The organism is Micromonospora sp. C97 (assembly GCF_018070385.1).
Taxonomy (GTDB): domain Bacteria; phylum Actinomycetota; class Actinomycetes; order Mycobacteriales; family Micromonosporaceae; genus Micromonospora; species Micromonospora parva.
On the sequence record NZ_JAGPXU010000018.1, the window covers coordinates 102,631 to 120,001 of the forward strand.

Here is a 17,371-nt window from a genome sequence, read left to right on the forward strand (position 1 = left end):
GCTCAGGCGACCGGCGCGCCGAACCACCTGGACAGCTGGCCGAGCAGGTCGCTCTGATCGTCGCCAGCCCACGCCACGTGGCCGTCCGGCCGTAGCAGCACCGCGGGCACGTCCAACTCCTCGCTGACATCGACGACATGGTCGACCCGCTCCGCCCAACCGGCGACCGAGAGCTGACCGGTCTGGTCGAGCAGCAGGCCGCGGCCCCGGTGCATCAGCTCGTAGAGACGCCCGCGCTTCAGCCGTACGTCACGCAGGTGACGACCGAGCATGTCGTGGCCCTCGCCGAAGTCGTATTGGACCCCGATCGCGGTGACCTTCTCAATCAGGTACCGGTTGACGTCGTCGAAGTCCATCAGCTCGGACAACAGTCGGCGCACCGAGCGGGGCCCCGGCTCCGGTGAGAGCAGCAGCATCTGCGCCCGGGTGTTGGTCAGGACGTCCTCGGCCACCGGATGACGTTCGCTGTGGTAGCTGTCCAGCAGCCCCTGCGGCGCCCAGCCGGCGATCTCGGCGGCCAGCTTCCAACCGAGGTTGAACGCGTCCTGGATGCCGAGGTTGAGCCCCTGCCCACCGGTCGGCGGGTGGATGTGCGCCGCGTCGCCGGCCAGCAGCACCCGGCCGGCCCGGTACCGCTCGGCCAGCCGGGTGGCGTCACCGAAGCGGGAGAGCCAGCGCGGTGAGTGCACGCCGAAGTCGGTGCCCGCGTACACCAGCAGTTGGCGTTTGAAGTCCTCGATGCTCGGCGGCACCGTGCGGTCCTCGACCACCCCCTCGGCCGGGACGACGACGCGGTACACCCCGTCCCCGAGGGGCCCGAGACCGAATCGGAGATGGGTCCTGCGGACCTCGGCCACCACCTCGGCCACCGCCTCCGGCGGCACCCCCACCTCCATCTCACCGAGCAGGGTCTCGACGCTGCTGGGCTCGCCGGGAAAGCCGACGCCGAGCAGCCCGCGTACGGTGCTGCGACCGCCGTCGCAGCCGACGAGGTAGCGGGCACGCAGCTGGGTGCCATCGGCCAGCCGCACCGTCACCCCGCTGTCGTCCTGGCTCAGCCCGACCAGTTCGCTGCCGCGCCGGATCTCGGCGCCGACCTCGTTGGCGTGCTCGCTCAGCAGGCGGTCGGTGACGGTCTGCGGGATGCCGAGGACGTACCCGTGCGCGGTGTCCAGCCCGCCCGGCGACGGCTTGGAGATCGCGGCGAAGAAGCCCCCGACCGGGTGCTGCTGCCCGACCGCGAGGAACCGCTCCAGTAAACCTCGCTGGTCCAGCACCTCGATGCTGCGTGCGTGCAGGCCGAGCGCGCGCACGTGGCTCGTCGGCTCGGTCTCCTTCTCCAGCACCAGCACGTGCAACCCGTGCAGTCGCAACTCGCTGGACAGCATCAAGCCGGTCGGCCCACCGCCAGCAATGATCACATCGATCATGGAATCCCCCGATTTTCCCAGATTTGGGCGTCGGCTGGAGATTCTGCTGCACCACCCGGGTCTTGCCGCAAGGCCAGGGGTGCGATATATGTTGGAGGTGGCAGGGAGCGTGTTCGCTCTTTGCCTTCCTTTTTGCCCGCGTAGCCGACGGGCCCGCCGTAGCCGGCCTGCCGCCGCTCAGCGCTGTCGGTCGAGGTCGCGCAACGCCGTGTCGGCGAGGCTGACCAGACCCACCGGTGACACCAGCCCACGCACGATCCGCGCCGCGCGGCTCCGGTCGGCCGCCTCGGCGTCGAGGTCCAACGCCTGCCGGGTCCAGTCGCTGAGGTCGTCGAGCGCGCGGACCGCGAGGAACCAGGCCAGGCGCGCCCTGTCGACCTCGGTCGTGCCGTAGCCGGCGAGCACGGCCCGCTGCTGGTCGGGAGTGATCGGCGCGAAGGCGAGCACCCCGCCGAGCACGAACATCAGGTCGCACTCGGGCGGGGCGAGCACCGCGTCGTCCCAGTCGATCAGCCAGACCTGCCCGTCCGCGCCGAGCAGCAGGTTGCCCAGGTGCGGGTCACCGTGGCAGACGACGTGCGAGCCGGGCCGGTCGCGCTGCTCGGCCGCGCGGCGCTCGACCTCACGGATCAGGAACCGCAGCCGGTCCGCCACCGCTGACCACACCCCCACCAGGTCCGCGACCAGCGGGTCCGCGAGATCCCCCGGGTCCGGGTCGCGCAGCCGCTCGGCCACCGCCCGGGTCGCGGTCACGATCGAGGGGTACGCCGCCCCGCCCGTCCGCAGCAACCGGCTGAGCTCCTCGGTCACCGGCACCGCGTGCACGGCGGCCAGCACCTCGCCGTACGCCCGCCAGTGCGCGTCGGTCATCGGGCCGTCGAGCGCCCGCTGGTCGGAGACCCACGGCACCACCGAGAGGCGGCGGCCGTCGTGGTCGATGGACAGCCGTCCGCCGACGGACCGCAGCGGCGCGGCGATGCCCGGCACCCCCTGTCCGGCCAGGTACGCCGTCACGACCAGGCCGGCCGGGGTGCCGCCACCGCTCAGCTTGACCGCGTACCGACAGCCGTCGGCGGCCTGAGCCAGCCACAGTCGGGCATGCTGGTCAGCGCCGGAGGTGACCCGCTCCATCGTGGACAGGCGCAGGCCGAAGCCCGTTCGTACCTGTTCGGCCACCTGCCGCGCGTCGTCCTGCTCCATGCGGACACCATGCCAGCGCTCCGGCCACCGACCCAGCGGTTTTGCCGGTCGCCGGGGTGTTCTGAGACGTCCTATCCGGGTATGGGATACCGGCACCAGCTACGACCGCCGAGAGGAACCGACGTGGCGACCATCCGCGCCCTCGTACTCAACTGCACCCTCAAACCGTCGCCCGCGCCGTCGAGCGCCGAGCAGCTCGGTCGGGAAGTGCTCGCCGAGTTGGCCACGCAGGGCGTGGAGGGCGAAATGATCCGGGTAGTCGATCACGATGTGCGTTTCGGGGTGTCCACGGACGAGGGCGACGGCGACGGTTGGCCGGCCATCCGCGCCAAACTGATGGCAGCCCAGGTGCTGATCATCGCCACGCCGATCTGGCTCGGTCAGCCCTCCAGCGTCTGCAAGATGGTCCTCGAACGCCTCGACGCCGAACTCTCCGAGACCGACGCCAAGGGCCGCCTCCGCACCTACGGCAAGGTGGCCGGCGTCGCCGTGGTCGGCAACGAGGACGGCGCCCACCACACCATCGGCGAGGTGCAGCAGGCACTCAACGAGGTCGGGTTCACCATTGCCGCCGCCGCCGCGACCTACTGGGTCGGCGAGGCACTGCACACAGTGGACTACCGCGACGCCGGCCCCAAGCCCGACACCACCGGCCGCACCACCAAGGCTTTGGCGCTCAACACCGCACACCTGGCCCGGCTCCTTGCCGACCAGCCCTACCCGCCGCCGGACGCGAAGGGTGCCGGGGTCGGCCCGAGCCGCGAATAGACCTCACCGCCAGGTGCCCCACCGCTGGGGAAGCCCGGCGCGCGGCTCGCTACCGATCCGCCCCGGCCGGACCCGGCGCGGTCAGCGCCAGCCGTAGCCAGCGCGCAACGCCTGCCCGACCCGGTCGAACCGGGGCCGGTCCAACACGGCGCCCTCCCGGCGGATGCTGTCCTCGCGCATGGTGAGCACCCGGTCCAGCCGGACCCAGCTCGGCCGGTTGTCGCGGTCCCACTCCCCCGGCCCGAGCGCGAACCAGTGCCGCTGCCCGTCGCGCTCGCTCTGGCTGGACAGCATCAGCCCGAACAGGGTCCGGCTGTGGCGCCCGACGACCAGCACCGGCCGGTCCTTGCCCTGCCGGGGGTCGTCCTCGTACGGCACCCACGTCCAGACGATCTCGCCCGGGTCGGCCTGACCGTCGCGCTCCGGGGCGTAGGTCAGCTCCCGACGCTGCAACGCGCTCACCTGACGACGGCGAGCCACCTGCGCGGGCGCCGGCCCGGTACGCCGGGGCGACGGGATCACCGCACCCACCCGGGAGATACGCGCCGCGACATTCCTCAACAGACCAGCCACGGCGGGCAGCCTACCCGCCGCCGTGGCGGGCGGGTGCGACAGACTGGCCCGATGGACGAGCTCCCCCGCGACCTGCCGATCCTTGAGCGACGTGCGGTGCGGCTGGTGGTCACCGACGGCACCGAACGGGTCCTGCTGTTCCACACCCGGGACCCGGACCACCCCCGGTTGGGCACCTGGTGGGAGCTGCCGGGCGGCGGCATGGATCCCGGTGAGACCCATCGCGACACGGCGGTGCGGGAGCTGCGGGAGGAGACCGGCATCGTGATCAGCGCCGACCAGGTGGGCGCGCCGACCTGGCGGCGCCGGGCCAGCTTCCTGCACCGCCAGGTACGGCACCTGCAGGACGAGGTTGTCGTCGCCGTCCGACTGGCCGGCCCCGGCCCGGACGTGGACGAGACGCACCGGCTCGACTACGAGCGGGAGGACTACTTCGGCTTCCGCTGGTGGCCGTTGCCCGAGGTGGTGGCCAGCCGGGAACGGTTCTACCCCGGGCAGCTCCCTCGGCTGATCACCCCGTTCCTCGCCGGCACGGAGATCGACGAGCCGTTCGAGCTGTGGTCGTGAGCCAGGCCGGCGGGCAGAGTAGGGGCATGACGACAGCGCTGCACGGGCCCCTCTCCGCGTACGCCGCACGGCTGCACGCGACGATCGGCGACCGGCATCACGTCGCGTCCCCGCTCGGAGCCTGGTTGTTGCTCGCGGTCTGCGCCGCTGCGGCGGGCACCTCCGACCCGGCCACCAGGGACCTGACGCACGCCCTGGGCACCGACCCGGCGGACGCCGCCGAGGTCGCCCGAACCCTGCTGGACGCGCCGCACCCGCTGGTCGGGGCCGCCACCGCGCTCTGGCACCGGCCGGGGCAGGTCAACGGGCCGGCCGCGTGGCGGGCCGCGCTGCCCACCACCACCGCCGTCGGCGTCCTGCCCGACCAGGCCGGGTTGGACGCCTGGGCGCGTGAGCACACCCTCGGCCTGATCGAGGCGTTCCCCCTGCGGGTCGGGCCGGACGTGGTGCTGGCCCTGGCCAGCGCGTTGGCCACCCGGGTGTCCTGGGCCACCCCGTTCGACGTCGCCGACGCCCGCGCACTCGGCGCCGGCAGCCCGTGGGCCGGCCAGTTGCGGCGGGCGCTGCGCAGCCCGAGCCAGGGCCACCGGTGTGCCATCGTCACCACCGCGCGGGCCGGTGACGTGATCGTGCACGCCGCGCCGGCCCGGACAACCGACGGCGCGGGGCTGGTGGTGGTCTCGGTGGCCGCCGCGCCGCAGGTGCTGCCGGCCGACGTGCTGGCCGTCGCGTACGACCTCAGCGCCGGCGCGGCCGACGGCGCGCAACCGGCCGACAGCCGATCCCTGTTCGACCTGCCGCTCGGCGATGCTCCCCTGTGGACGGTCACCGAGCAGCGGGTACGCACCCGGGCCGCCGGCGGCCGCGAGGAGCGACACCACGCCGTACTCCCCTGCTGGTCGGCCCACAGCGAGCACGACCTGACCGCCCCGGCGCTCGGCTTCCCGGCCGCGTCGGCAACAGTGGCGAAGACGATGGCGCTGCCGATCGAGAACGTCGAGGCGCGACAGACGGCGATGGCCCGGTTCGGCCGGTACGGCTTCGAGGCGGCGGCGGTGACCGGGATGTTCGGGCTGACCAGTCTGCCGCCGGAGGGCGTCGCCCGCACCGCCGAGCTGCGCTTCGGTCACCCGTACGCCGTCGTGGCGGTCGCCACCGACACCCGGGGCGACGGTGGCACCGGACCGTGGCACGCGGTGCCGGTCTTCTCCGCCTGGATCAGCGAGCCGGAGGAGCTGCCCGAGGCTGACGCCGCCGACCGGTGACCCCGGAGCGGCGAGCCGTGGCCCGAGTCCTCGTCACTGCTCGCCGAGGAGATCGGCGATCGGCAACCGTCGGATCAGGATCGCCGGCACGAGCGCGGTGAGCACGGTGAGCAACAGCGCCGCCCCCGTGACGGCCAGCGCCACCAGCGCCAGCCGTCCGTCCACCCGGCCGACCAGCAGGGCGACCGAGCCGAGACCGGCGGCTACCCCGAGGACGCAGCCGAGCGCGCCGACGCCGAGCGCCTCGTAGACCACGAGGCGGTTGAGCGTGAGGTCGGGCCAGCCCACGGCCTGGAGCGTGGCGAACTCCGCCGAGCGTTCCCGCACGTTGAGGTACAGCACGTCGGCCACGCCGAGCACCCCGAACAGCAGCACCCCGCCGACCGCCACCAGATCCACGTCGCGCACCTGCACGGAGACCGCCTCACCGAGCAGCGAACCCACCATGCCGTCGTTGAACGCCCAGAGCGCCGCCAGGATCAGCGTCACCGCGCCGACGCCCGCCGCCAGGCTCGTCGCGCCGGCGATCGTACGCGCGGGTGCCCGTCGGAGATTGGCCACCGCGAGCCCGGCGAGGCTTCCCGCCGCGGCTCGTCGGGCCGGTGTCACGCTCGGGTGTAGCGCCTCCGCCGACCGGGTCCGGGCGGCCCGCAGTGCGGGCAGGGCGCTGGCCGCCGCGGTCAGCAGCACCGCGAGCGGCACGCACAGCAGTGTCACCGCATCGGAGACCTGCACTCCGGCAAACCGACCGAGCAGCACCGACAGGCCGGCGCCGAGCACGCCCGCCGTCAGCCCGAGCGCCGTGGTCTCGGCGAGGATCAGCATGCTCAGCCGCCAGCCCGGCCAACCGATGCAGGCCAGGACGGCCAGTTCGCGTCTGCGGACCCGAACCGCCGTGGAGACCGCGTTGCCGACGAGCAGAACGCAGACCACCAGCAGCAGCCCCAGCAGCAGGATGTTCTTCCGATCGACGGCGGTGACGATCTCGGTCGCCACACCCTTGCGGGTACGCGCCTCCGCCAGGTTCAGGTCGGGGCGACCGAACTCGCCAGCGGGTAGCAGCACCGGACTGCGTACCGTCGATCCACCCAGGACCACCTCGACGGTGAGGCCGGTCTGCCGTACGACCTCGTCCGCCACCATCCGGACCCGCTCCCGGGCCACCGCGTCGAACCGGTCGATCCCGGCGACCCGGATCCGCACGGAACTCAGCGGGGCGGCGGCCAACGCCGGCGCGACGCTCGCGTACAGCTCGCCGGCGGCGGTCAGGCTGGTCACCAGGCTGGGCGGGTGGCGCGGGTAACCGAGCGGGTCGTCTGTGGCAAGCAGTGGACGGTCGCCGAGCAGATCACGCGAGCGCGCGTCGGCACCCACCGGCGGGGTCGGACGGTAGAGGTCGAGTGCCTGCTGCGCGGCGCCGGCGGCGGATTCGAGCGCGTCGGGCGTGAAACTGCCCACCGGGGCGACCGACCACCCCGACCGGTCGACCAGGCTCACCGGATCCCCGGTGGCGACACCGCCGGTAGCGAGCCACGAGTCCCGCCACGCGTCGTCGATCGTCGGGTCGGCCGCGTCGGGCCCGTCGGATCGGGGCAGCAGCTGGTCGCTCCCGTCCGGCTGCGGCGCGTAGGTCGGCGGTCCAGGCCGGAGCAGGGTCATCATGGCGGAGAGTGGAGCGCGCTCGGCCACTGCGGCATCGAGCCGGGCGCGGTAGGTCGCGCCAGGTCGTGCCGGGCCGCCTGCGACGGCCCCTTTGCCGAGGCGTTCAGCAGCGGCCAGAGCGCCTGCGTCGCGGTGCCGGGCACCTGGTCGGCGACCCGGCCGGTCAGCCGGGACACGGAGATGTCCATCCGCTCGTCCACGGCGAGGGTGTCGGCGGCGAGCACCGGCAGCGTCCGGCCGGCCGGGCCGCTCGGCGGCAGGGCGGAAGTCCCCGCGACGCGGCCCGCCGAGGCGACGGCGTCGACCCCGGTCAGGTAGCGGCCCTGACGCACCGCCTGATCGAGGCCGACCAGGCGCGCCTCAGCCGCCGGATCGATCGCGGCGATCACCGCCGGTGCCACCGACGGCAGCTGGATCTCCAGCCGGGCGGTCGCCGGCACCACTGACGCCGGCCGGCCGGAGGTGAATACGGAGGCACGCCGGAAGGTGCCGTCGGGGAGCAACTGGTACGCCTCGATGGTGCTGACCTGGGTGCGCCGGGCGTCCGGGTCGAAGCTGCCCGCCGCGATGTCGCACACCTGCCGACGCCGGCCGTCCGGCTGCACCTCCAGCGGGCCGCCGCCACCGGTGCCGGGGCACTCGGCGGCGGACGTGGGCTGGCGAACCCGGGTGCCGTCGGCGTAGATGAACGCCTGACTGTTCAGGTCGGCCAGCGGCACCAGGGGCCGCCGGGACACGTAGATGTAGGCCGGCGCGGCCGTCACCGTGCTCAGTCCGCGGTCCCCGCTGATCCGGCGGGCGATCTCGATGACCTGCCGCTCGGCCGCCCGGTCGACCTGCTCTGTCACGTCCACCCGCAGGTCGGGTTGGATGTCGGCGATTCCGAGGATCGCCAGCGGGGCGGCCACCTCGACGCCGGGGACCTGTTCGATCTGCCGCCACTGCTCCAGCGCGATGCCGCCGTAGGCCGCGGTGGGTCGGTCCTGATGCAGCAGGCCGGTGACCGGTGCCGCAGGGTGCACCAGAATGTCGTACGACGGCCGGAACTGCCCGTCGACGGAGCCGCTCGCGACCAGCCGGGAGGTGCTCGCGGCACCGGTCAGCACCGTGAAACCGGTGGTCGCCATCAGGACAGCGGCGAACATCGCCAGCGATCGGCCGGGAGTGTTCCGCAGCTGCGACCGGACCATTCGCCACACGGCGTCAGCGGATCTGGTCGTCGTGGGTGCGGGCGGACCAATCGTGATCGGTCGGCCACCCGGTGGTGCTCTGCCCGCTCGGACCAGACAGCTCTGCCATCGCGTTGCCCCCGCACTGCTCGGCATGAGAGGCGAAAGTACCGAACGCGGCGCTGACCCATCAACCCCGTGCAACGCGAGCGGACCTCGCCGCAGGGGCCGGTCAGGGCGGGTACGGGCCGGACTACGGGAACTTGGGGCTGCCGCCGCCGTCGCGCGGCAGTCGCGCCACCATCTCCCGGAACTCCCGTACCGTCATCGCCGCCCGCAGGGTGGCGAAAACGGCCCCGGTTCCGGCCCGGGCGGTGGCCGGGTCCACCCCGGCGCGCTCTCCCACCAGCCGCAGGAACTCGGCGGGGCCGGCGTCCGGCGGTGGAACGGCGGTGGCGCCGCCGACATCCAGACCCACGCCGGTGTGGATCGCGTCCATGCCGGGGTCCGAGCCGACGGGCACCACCGGATCCGGGGTCGGTCCGCCGGTCCCGGCCGCATCCGGGGCTGGGCCGCTCAGGTAGCCGCCGACCTCGTCCGGTAGGTGCCCCACCAGGTCGCCGGGCGCGCTGCCGATCACCCGTTCGGCAATGGTCTGGAGTACGGCCCGGGCGAGCACCGCGGCCTGCTCGGCCGGCAGGCCGGACCGGTTGGACACCGCGTCGATGAAGTACGGGAACCCGTCGCCGTCGGTCACGCTCGGGCGGTTACCCCTGGCCGGGCGCGACAAACTGGCGCTAGGTCAGCAGCCCCTCGGCCAGCAGGTGGTCAAAGATGATCTGGTCGACCGCCGAGGTGCGGTGCCGGTCGGCGTACCCGAGCCAGGCCATCTCGGCGATCTCGCTCGCCGGCCGAAGCCGGCCCTGGTAGCCGGCTCGGTAGCAGGTCATCCGCACTGTGGTGCCGGTCGCGTGGCTGTGTGCCTGAGCGGTGAAGGTGCCCAGGTGCACGGCGCCGGACACGTCGACCTCGACGCTCAACTCCTCGTCGATCTCCCGGCGCAGGGTCTCCAGGTCGGTCTCGCCGGGCTCGCGTTTTCCACCCGGCAGGTACCAGACGTCCTTCCCCTGCGACCTGGTGCTCAGCACCCTGCCGTCCTCGATGAGGATCCAGGCCACCTTGTCGATCTCGCGCACGACGCTCCTTCCGGCCGGTGGGATCGGGCACGCTACCACCCGGATCCCGCGCTCAGTCGGCCAGCAGGTCGAGCAGCAGCGCGGCGGTCCAGCTGAACGCCGGTGAGCCCAGCCCGGCGCCGGTGTCCGGGTGGAAGTACTCGTGGCAGCCGGCCCCGGCCACCAGGCCGACCATCGAGCGGCGCAGCCCGGCGGCCAACTCCGGGTGTCCGTGCGTGAGCAGCCCCCGCCGGATCAGCCAGCCGATGTTGAGCCAGCTCGGCCCGCGCCAGTAGCGCAGCGGCTCGAAGTCGGGCGCGGTGCGGTCGTAGGTGGGCAACGGCCGGTCCATCCGCCGGGCCACCCCGAAACGCGCCGAGCGGGCCTCGACGACCAGCGCGTCGACCTGCCGGCTCGGCAGGTCGGGCAGGATCAGCGGTGCCAGCCCGAGCACGGTCCGGGCGCTCACCACCCGGTCGGTGCGCAGGTCGCGGGGTTGGAACGTGCCGGTGTCCGGGTCGTACAGCCGGCGTACCAGGGCTTCGGTGATCTGGGCCGCGCGGTCCCGGTGCGGCCCGGGGTCGCCGCCGACGAGCGCGGCGACCTCGGCGAGGGCGTGTTCGGCGGCCCCGAAGGCCGCGTTGAACAGCGGGCACTCCACCAGGAACGGGTGACCGGCGGCCAGGTCGCGGTCGGCGTAACGGTGGTCGCGGTAGGCGGCGACGATCGCCAGGTAACGCGCGTAGTCCAGGTCCGTGGGGCGGTGCGCGGCGTCGGCGTGCGCGGTGTCGTGCCGACGGTACGCGGACATGACAGCCGCCTCGGCCGGCACCGCCGCCATCGGCTCGTCCCAGGCCGGGCTGTTGTCCAACCCGGACTCCCACGGGTGCACGACGCAGACCAGCCCGTCGCCGGCCACGTCCCGCCGGTCGGCCAGGTAGCGCTGCTGGGCGACCAGCGCGGGATAGAGCCGGCGCAGCGCGGCCAGGCCGGCGGGGTCGGGTGCCCGCCGGTACGCCAGCAACGCGGCGAGCGCGTGCACCGGGGGTTGGACCAGGCCGGAGGTGGCCACCGCCGGTGCTCCGGGCACGTCGGCCGAGCGCCACATCTCCGGTCCGGGGAAGTACGCGCCGACCCGCAGCGCCGGGTTGAACACGATGTGTGGCACCCGGCCGTCGGCCCACTGTGCCCGGAACAGGCTCGCCAGCTCCCGCCAGGCGCGCTCGGGGCGGACGTGGGCCAGCCCGATCGCGATGAACGCGGAGTCCCAGCTCCACTGGTGCGGGTAGAGGGTGCGCGACGGCACCGTGTGGTCGTGTTCCCAGTTGGCGTCGAGCGTGTCGACCGCGAGCTGACGCAGCCCGCTCGGGTCGGCCGGGCCACCGGTGCGGGCGGCGTCGGCGCGCGTCGCTGGGGAGTCGGCGGGCACGCCGTTGCGGGCCGACTCGGCGGCGGGCGCGCCGACACCTGTCTGCCCAGCACCGGCGGTCATGCGGCGGCCCGCCGGGGCAGCGCGTGGCGCAGCACGGTGGCGGCCTGTTGCAGGGCGCGGACCGGGTCGCCGCGCAGCCGGCACTCCAGGGACAGCCACCCCCGGTAGTCCAGCTCCAGCAGGGTACGCACCAGCGCCGTCCAGTCCAGGTGCCCGGCGCCGGGCTGGTACCGGTTGGAGTCGCTGACCTGCACGTGCCCGAGGTACGGCGCGGCGGCACGCAGCGCGCGGTGCACGTCGTCCTCCTCGATGTTCATGTGGAAGGTGTCGGCGACCACCCGGACCGACGGCAGCCCGAGGGTGGCGCAGAGCGCCACGGCCTCGTCGAGCCGGTTGACCATGTGGTCCTCGTACCTGTTGAGGGGTTCCAGGAAGAGGGTGACCCCCTCGGCCCGGGCGTGCTCGCCCAGCTCGCCCAGGGCGTCGAGGAGGACCTGCCGGTCGCCGTCCGGCGGGCGGGGCGGCTCGAACGGTGGCAGCCGCCGGGAGAACATCCCCCAGGCGGCCGGGGTCATCACCCCGACGCCGCCCAGCTCGGCGATCACCGAGAGCTGGGAGCGCAGGTTGCGGATGGCGTCGGCGGACCGGGCGGCGTCGAAGTCGCCGATGAAGTGGTCCATCTCGACGCAGACGGTGGGCATCACCACCCCGGCGGCGCGGGCGCGGCGCAGCTCGGGCAGCCGGCGGGCGAAGGCCAGGTCGCCGCGCCCGCGTAGCTCGATGCCCTGGTAGCCGAGGGCGGCCGCGAGGGCGAACTTCTGGATCAGGTTGGCGCCCGGCAGGAGTTGTTCCTGACAGGCCAGCGCGATGGTGGTCATCTAGAACCTCAGCACGACTTGGAGGACGTCACCGGCGCCGCCGTCGAGCAGCGCGAGGGCGTCGGCGACCGCGCTGGCGTCGACGATGTGGCTGACCAGTGGCAGCGGGTCGACGCTGCGGTCGGCCACCAGGTCCATGAAGGTCTGCGCGACCCGGTCTCCGCTCCACCGGCCGGCCATGCTCGGCGCGGGGGTGGGCCCGGAGACCTGGGCGGCGACCAACTGGATGCGGTTGTGGTGGAACTCCTCGCCGAGGCCGAGCGCGTCGGCCTGGCCCTGGTAGAAGCCGGCGGCCACGACCCGGCCGGCGTGGGTGGTGGAGCGGATCGCCTCGTGCAGCGCCGGGTACGCGCCGGACAACTCCAGGCAGACGTCGGCTCCCCGGCCGTCGGTGGCCTGGCGCAGCACGGCGGCGGCGGATGTGGTCGTTGCGTCCACTATGGAGTACGCGCCGTACCGTGCGGCGTGCTCCAACCGGGTGGGCACCGGGTCGACGGCCACCACCCGGGCCCCGGAGAGCACGGCGAGCCGGGTGGCGAGCAGCCCGATGACGCCCTGCCCGAAGACGCCGACCCAGTCGCCGAGGTGCAGGTCACCGGCGAGCACGGCGGTCAGCGCGATGGCGCCGGGGCGGGCGAAGACCGCGGCGAGCGGATCCAGCCCGGTGGGGAGCGCACGGACCGCGTCGGCGGCGAGCACCGCCTCGGCCCGGTGCCCCCAGATGCCCCAGACGAGCTGCCCCGGATGCCGGTCGGTGACCTCCGGGGCGACCTCGATGACCTCGCCGACCTCTTCGTAGCCGAAACCGATCAGCGGGTAGGGCACCGGGGTCTGTCGGGGGACGAACATCCGGGCGGCGTCGTCCCAGTCCTTGCTGAGCCGGGGATTGCTGCCCCGGTAGAGGGTCAGCTCGGTGCCGGCGGAGATGCCCGAGTAGCAGGTGCGGACTCGGACCTGGCCGGGGCCGAGCGGATCCGGCGGACAGGGCTCGAGGCTGATGCGTCGAGGCCCGGCGAGAGAGACCACCCAGTTGCCCATGTGTCACATCCCGGTAGCACTGGGTTCCAGGATAGCAAAAAATCGCCATATGTCTTGCTATTGATCAATCGAAGGTGTTGGATCCGTCATGTACCCTTCGAGAGGAGTGCCATCGATGTCAGCACCTCCGAGGCGGATACTCGCCACCACAGTGATCCTGGCACTGACCGCGTCCACCCTGCTGGCCTGCGGCGACGACGAACCGGACAGCAACAGCAAGAAGATCACCGTCTGGAGTCTGGAGGACGTGGCCGACCGGGTCACCGCCACCAAGGCGATCATCGCCGACTTCACCGCGAAGACCGGGATCCAGGTCGACCTGGTGACCGTCAACGAGGACCAGTTCCCCTCGTTGATCGCCGCAAACGCCGCCGCCGGCGACCTGCCCGACGTGGTCGGGTCGGTCTCCCTCGCCGGCATCCGTACGCTCGCCGGCAACGAGCTGCTGCACGCATCGGCGAACGCGGAGGTCGTCGACAAGCTGGGCAAGCAGACGTTCTCCCCGCGCGCGCTGGAGTTGACCTCCGACGACGGCGGACAACTCTCCGTGCCCAGCGACGGGTGGGGGCAACTGCTGGTCTACCGCAAGGACCTGTTCGCCGCGGCCGGCCTGCCCGCCCCCGACACGTACGAGCGGATCACCGCCGCCGCGGCGCGGCTGAACACCGGCGGCGTCGCCGGGATCACCGCGGCCACCGCCCCCAGCGACGTGTTCACCCAGCAGACCTTCGAGCACCTGGCGCTGGCCAACGGCTGCCAGCTCACCGACGACTCCGGCGCGGTCACCCTGGACTCACCCCAGTGCGTCGAGGCGTTCCGCTTCTACGGCGACCTGATCCGCACCAGCTCGGTGAAGGGCGCGCAGGACGTGGACACCACCCGGGCCACCTACTTCGCCGGCAAGGCGGCCATGGTCGTCTGGTCCCCGTTCATCCTCGACGAGCTGGCCGGGCTACGTAACGACGCCAAGCCGACCTGCCCGCAGTGCCAGGCCGACCCGGGGTTCCTGGCGAAGAACAGCGGGTTCGTCACCGCGATCAAGGGACCGAACGGCACCGAACCCGCCCAGTACGGCGAGATCAGCTCCTGGGCGGTGCTGGACGGCGCGGTGACCGATCCGGCGAAGTCCTTCGTGGAGTACATGCTCAGTGACGGCTACCCGCGCTGGTTCGGCATGTCACCCGAGGGCCGCTTCCCGGTCCGCAAGGGCACCCCGGCCGAGCCGGAGGCGTACCTGACCGCCTGGAACACCAGCCAGGCGGGCGTGGACGCGAAGAAGCCCCTCGCCGACGTGTACGGCGACGAGGTGCTGGCCACGTTGCGCCGCAGCCCGGACACCTTCGGACGGTGGGGACTCAGTCAGGGGCAGGGCAAGCTGGTCGGCGCGATGCTCGGCGAGCTGCCGGTGCCCAAGGTGCTGGGCGACCTCATCGCGGGCAAGGCCGACGCGGCGGCCACCGCCAACCGCGCCAAGAAGGACGTCGACGCCATCAAGGCGGGCGTCAATTGACCACCACCGCGCCCGGCCCCGGCCGCTCCCCCACCCGGGAGCGGCCGGCGCCACCCCGGCGCCGACCCCTGACCCTGCGCCGCCGCGAATCCCGGGCCGGCCTCGCGCTGGTCGCGCCGACACTGCTCGTCACCATCGCGGTGATCGGCATCCCGATCGTGTGGACAGTGGTGCTCGCCTTCCAGCGGGTCCGGCTCGCCACGCTGCGCAAGACCGGCCTGTTCGGCGACTTCACCATGGACAACATCGACCGGGTGCTGCACACCCCCGGCTTCGCCGAGACGCTGTGGGTCACGCTGATCTACAGCATCGGTGGCACCGTCGGGTCGATAGTGCTCGGCCTGGTGGCCGCCCTGGTGGTCCGCCGGCCGTTCCGGGGCCGCACCCTGGTCCGGGCGTCCATGCTGCTGCCGTACGTGGCACCGGTGGTCGCGGCGACGTTCGTCTGGCAGGTGATGCTCGACCCACAGCTCGGCGTCGTCAACGCGTGGGGGCAACGCCTGCTCGGCTGGGACGCCCCGGTCCCGTTCCTCACCCAGGAGTCGACAGCGCTGGCCACGGTGATCATCTTCGAGGCGTGGCGCTACTTCCCGTTCGCGTTCCTGTTCCTGCTGGCCCGGCTCCAGGCGGTGCCCGGCGAGTTGGAGGAGGCCGCCCGCGTCGACGGGGCCACCCCCACCCAGCGGTTCCGGCACATCCTGCTGCCGCAGCTGCTGCCGGTGATCGCCCTGCTGGGCGTGCTGCGCTTCATCATGACGTTCAACAAGTTCGACGACGTCTACCTGCTCACCGGCGGTGCGGCCGGCACCGAGGTGGTCAGCGTGCGGGTGTACGAGTTCCTGACCGCCCGTACCGACATCGGGGCCGCCGCCGCGCAGGCTGTCGTGCTGGCCGTGGTGCTCATCGTGTTCGTGCTGATCTATCTGCGCTTCTTCGGACGGAGGGTGAGCTGATGGACCGGGACGTGGTCGAGACGGTGAGCCTGCGATGGCTGCGCCGCCTGGTGATCGCCGTGTTCCTGGTGATCACCGTCTTCCCCTTCTACTACATGCTGCTGCTCTCGGTGCGCCCCATCGAGCGGCTGCTGCTCGACCCCGGCGCGCTGGTGGTCGGCTTCGGTGAGCTGACAGTGGCCACGTACGCCGAGGTGTTGAAGGCCACCGACGACGGCGGCCAGGGTTTCCTCACCTTCATCCGCAACAGCGGGCTGGTCGCCGTCGCGGCGACAGTGCTCACCCTGCTGGTAGCGATCCCCGGCGCGTACGCGGTGGCCCGGCTGCGGTTCTTCGGCCGGCGGCAGGTGGACTTCCTGTTCCTGGCGGTCTACCTGTTCCCGTCGATCGTCATCGCGATCCCGCTGTTCGTGGTCTTCACCCGGGCCGGGCTGCGCGGCTCACTGTTCGGTCTGGTGCTGGTCTACATCTCGCAGACGTTGCCGGTGTCGGTCTACATGCTGAAGAACTACTTCGAGACCATCCCGGTCAGTCTGGAGGAGTCCGCAGCCATCGACGGTGCCGGTCGGCTCGGCATCATCCGGCGCGTCAGCCTGCCCCTCGCGATGCCGTCGATCATGGCGGTGGCGCTCTACGACTTCATGATCGCCTGGAACGAGTTCCTCTTCGCGCTGCTGTTCCTGGTCGACAAGCCCAACCGGTGGACGGTGTCGCTGGGGCTGTCCCTGCTCGCCGACGGGGTGGAGGTGCCCAAGACGGTGCTGATGGCCGGGTCGGTGGTGCTCACAGCGCCCATCGTGATCCTCTTCTTCGCCAGCGAACGACTGCTCACCGAAGGGCTGACCAGCGGCGCGGAGAAGGGATGATCGTCTCGTCCGGGTCGTCCGCCCGGCCCCCACCGGCCCGGATACGGTGGCCTCATGGCCAACCCGACCCGCTGGGCGACCGACACCGGTCCCGAGCACTCACAGTGGTACATCGACCGGTTCCGCAAGCTCGCGGCCGAGGGTGAGGACCTGGCCGGCGAGGCCCGCCTGGTGGACGCCCTCGTCGCGCCCGGCTCACGGATTCTCGACGCCGGCAGCGGCACCGGCCGGGTCGGCGCCGCGCTGGCCGAGCGGGGGCACACGGTGGTCGGGGTGGACGCCGACCCCGCGTTGGTGGACGCCGCCCGCGCCGACTATCCCGGCCCGACGTGGCTGGTCGCCGACCTCGCCGAGCTGGACCTGCCGGCACTGGGTGAGGCGGAGCCGTTCGACGCGGCGGTGCTGGCCGGCAACGTGCTCGCCTTCGTCGCTGTCGGCACCGAACCGCAGGTGCTGCGCCGGGTGGCCGCGCACCTGCGACCCGACGGCGTGTTGGCGGTGGGCTTCGGCACCGAACGCGGCTACCCGCTGACCGCGTTCGACGCCGACGCGGTGGCCGCCGGGCTGCGCGTGGAGCACCGCTTCGCCACCTGGGACCTGCGCCCGTGGCGCGACGACGCCGCGTTCGCGGTCACCGTGCTGCGCCGCCCAGCAGACTGAGCGCCTCCCCGCCTCCCCGGTGATCAAGAGGTTTGCGTCAAATTCGCGCCACATCCTGACGCAAACCTCTTGATCACCGCAGCTGTGACGGAAGGCTGCGGTGGGGGTGGGGCTGGGGGTTAGTTGGGGGTGGGGGCGGCTCGGGCGGCCGTTGGGTCGAGGGTGGCGCCGGCGGGCACCAGGCTGACCAGCCCAGCCGGCAGCCGCACCGGTTGCACGTCGCGG

At 72.8% G+C, this 17,371-nt stretch carries 17 protein-coding genes; 7 read left to right on the top strand and 10 right to left on the bottom strand.

Translation table 11 applies throughout. The features are described 5' to 3' along the window. Window positions 1-2: 2 nt before the first annotated feature. Together rox and KBX26_RS22175 are read right to left on the bottom strand one after the other, a co-directional pair. Window positions 3-1,430, bottom strand: a complete 1,428-nt coding sequence (gene rox, locus KBX26_RS22170) for a rifampin monooxygenase (RefSeq protein ID WP_210866332.1) — start codon at window positions 1,428-1,430, stop codon at window positions 3-5. Between the two features lie 177 nt (window positions 1,431-1,607). Further along, window positions 1,608-2,630 carry a phosphotransferase enzyme family protein gene (locus KBX26_RS22175; RefSeq protein ID WP_210866333.1) on the bottom strand — a complete coding sequence of 341 codons (1,023 nt, stop codon included), beginning with the start codon at window positions 2,628-2,630 and terminating at the stop codon, window positions 1,608-1,610. Window positions 2,631-2,753: 123 nt separating this feature from the next. On the opposite strand from KBX26_RS22175, the gene KBX26_RS22180 reads away from it, so the two are divergent. Continuing rightward, the gene (locus KBX26_RS22180; protein ID WP_156057891.1) at window positions 2,754-3,398 is read left to right on the top strand and encodes a flavodoxin family protein; all 645 of its coding nucleotides are present in this window, start codon (window positions 2,754-2,756) and stop codon (window positions 3,396-3,398) included. Window positions 3,399-3,479: 81 nt separating this feature from the next. On the opposite strand, the gene KBX26_RS22185 is transcribed toward KBX26_RS22180, so the two are convergent. Beyond that, entirely contained in the window at window positions 3,480-3,971 is a 492-nt protein-coding gene (locus KBX26_RS22185; RefSeq protein ID WP_030336385.1) for a type II toxin-antitoxin system PemK/MazF family toxin, read from the bottom strand. A gap of 51 nt (window positions 3,972-4,022) precedes the next feature. Here KBX26_RS22185 and KBX26_RS22190 point away from each other — a divergent pair, with 51 nt between their 5' ends. Beyond that, complete coding sequence (locus KBX26_RS22190; protein ID WP_210866334.1) at window positions 4,023-4,538, top strand: NUDIX hydrolase; 516 nt, start codon at window positions 4,023-4,025, stop codon at window positions 4,536-4,538. A gap of 26 nt (window positions 4,539-4,564) precedes the next feature. Beyond that, a complete protein-coding gene (locus KBX26_RS22195) occupies window positions 4,565-5,803 on the top strand; it encodes a hypothetical protein (RefSeq protein WP_210866335.1) in 1,239 nt (412 codons plus the stop codon). A gap of 33 nt (window positions 5,804-5,836) precedes the next feature. Here the strand turns inward: KBX26_RS22195 and KBX26_RS22200 are convergent, their stop codons facing one another. From KBX26_RS22200 to KBX26_RS22230, 7 genes are all read right to left on the bottom strand, one after another. After that, complete coding sequence (locus KBX26_RS22200; RefSeq protein WP_210866336.1) at window positions 5,837-7,465, bottom strand: ABC transporter permease; 1,629 nt, start codon at window positions 7,463-7,465, stop codon at window positions 5,837-5,839. Next, a complete protein-coding gene (locus KBX26_RS22205) occupies window positions 7,462-8,655 on the bottom strand; it encodes a hypothetical protein (RefSeq protein ID WP_210866337.1) in 1,194 nt (397 codons plus the stop codon). Before KBX26_RS22205 ends, KBX26_RS22200 begins: the two co-directional genes overlap by 4 nt. A gap of 232 nt (window positions 8,656-8,887) precedes the next feature. Then, the gene (locus KBX26_RS22210) at window positions 8,888-9,391 is read right to left on the bottom strand and encodes a DUF2267 domain-containing protein (protein WP_210866338.1); all 504 of its coding nucleotides are present in this window, start codon (window positions 9,389-9,391) and stop codon (window positions 8,888-8,890) included. A gap of 40 nt (window positions 9,392-9,431) precedes the next feature. Further along, window positions 9,432-9,830: an NUDIX domain-containing protein gene (locus KBX26_RS22215; RefSeq protein WP_210866339.1), complete on the bottom strand. Its 399-nt coding sequence runs from the start codon at window positions 9,828-9,830 to the stop codon at window positions 9,432-9,434. 52 nt (window positions 9,831-9,882) lie between these two features. Continuing rightward, window positions 9,883-11,301 carry a hypothetical protein gene (locus tag KBX26_RS22220; RefSeq protein ID WP_247676324.1) on the bottom strand — a complete coding sequence of 473 codons (1,419 nt, stop codon included), beginning with the start codon at window positions 11,299-11,301 and terminating at the stop codon, window positions 9,883-9,885. Next, window positions 11,298-12,119 carry a sugar phosphate isomerase/epimerase family protein gene (locus tag KBX26_RS22225; protein WP_030336376.1) on the bottom strand — a complete coding sequence of 274 codons (822 nt, stop codon included), beginning with the start codon at window positions 12,117-12,119 and terminating at the stop codon, window positions 11,298-11,300. The genes KBX26_RS22220 and KBX26_RS22225 overlap by 4 nt, the downstream gene beginning before the upstream one ends. Continuing rightward, window positions 12,120-13,157 (bottom strand): zinc-binding alcohol dehydrogenase, encoded by a 1,038-nt coding sequence (locus KBX26_RS22230; RefSeq protein WP_210863029.1) that lies wholly within the window; start codon window positions 13,155-13,157, stop codon window positions 12,120-12,122. It lies immediately after the preceding gene. A 115-nt stretch (window positions 13,158-13,272) separates the two neighbouring features. Here KBX26_RS22230 and KBX26_RS22235 point away from each other — a divergent pair, with 115 nt between their 5' ends. From KBX26_RS22235 to KBX26_RS22250, 4 genes are read left to right on the top strand one after another with little or no spacing between them, the layout of a single operon-like run. Next, window positions 13,273-14,667 carry an ABC transporter substrate-binding protein gene (locus KBX26_RS22235; RefSeq protein WP_210866340.1) on the top strand — a complete coding sequence of 465 codons (1,395 nt, stop codon included), beginning with the start codon at window positions 13,273-13,275 and terminating at the stop codon, window positions 14,665-14,667. Then, window positions 14,664-15,620 (top strand): carbohydrate ABC transporter permease, encoded by a 957-nt coding sequence (locus KBX26_RS22240; RefSeq protein WP_210866341.1) that lies wholly within the window; start codon window positions 14,664-14,666, stop codon window positions 15,618-15,620. Before KBX26_RS22235 ends, KBX26_RS22240 begins: the two co-directional genes overlap by 4 nt. Then, window positions 15,620-16,486 carry a carbohydrate ABC transporter permease gene (locus KBX26_RS22245; RefSeq protein ID WP_210866342.1) on the top strand — a complete coding sequence of 289 codons (867 nt, stop codon included), beginning with the start codon at window positions 15,620-15,622 and terminating at the stop codon, window positions 16,484-16,486. Before KBX26_RS22240 ends, KBX26_RS22245 begins: the two co-directional genes overlap by 1 nt. Before the next feature lie 54 nt (window positions 16,487-16,540). Beyond that, the gene (locus tag KBX26_RS22250) at window positions 16,541-17,146 is read left to right on the top strand and encodes a bifunctional 2-polyprenyl-6-hydroxyphenol methylase/3-demethylubiquinol 3-O-methyltransferase UbiG (protein WP_210866343.1); all 606 of its coding nucleotides are present in this window, start codon (window positions 16,541-16,543) and stop codon (window positions 17,144-17,146) included. The last annotated feature ends 225 nt before the right edge of the window (window positions 17,147-17,371 follow it).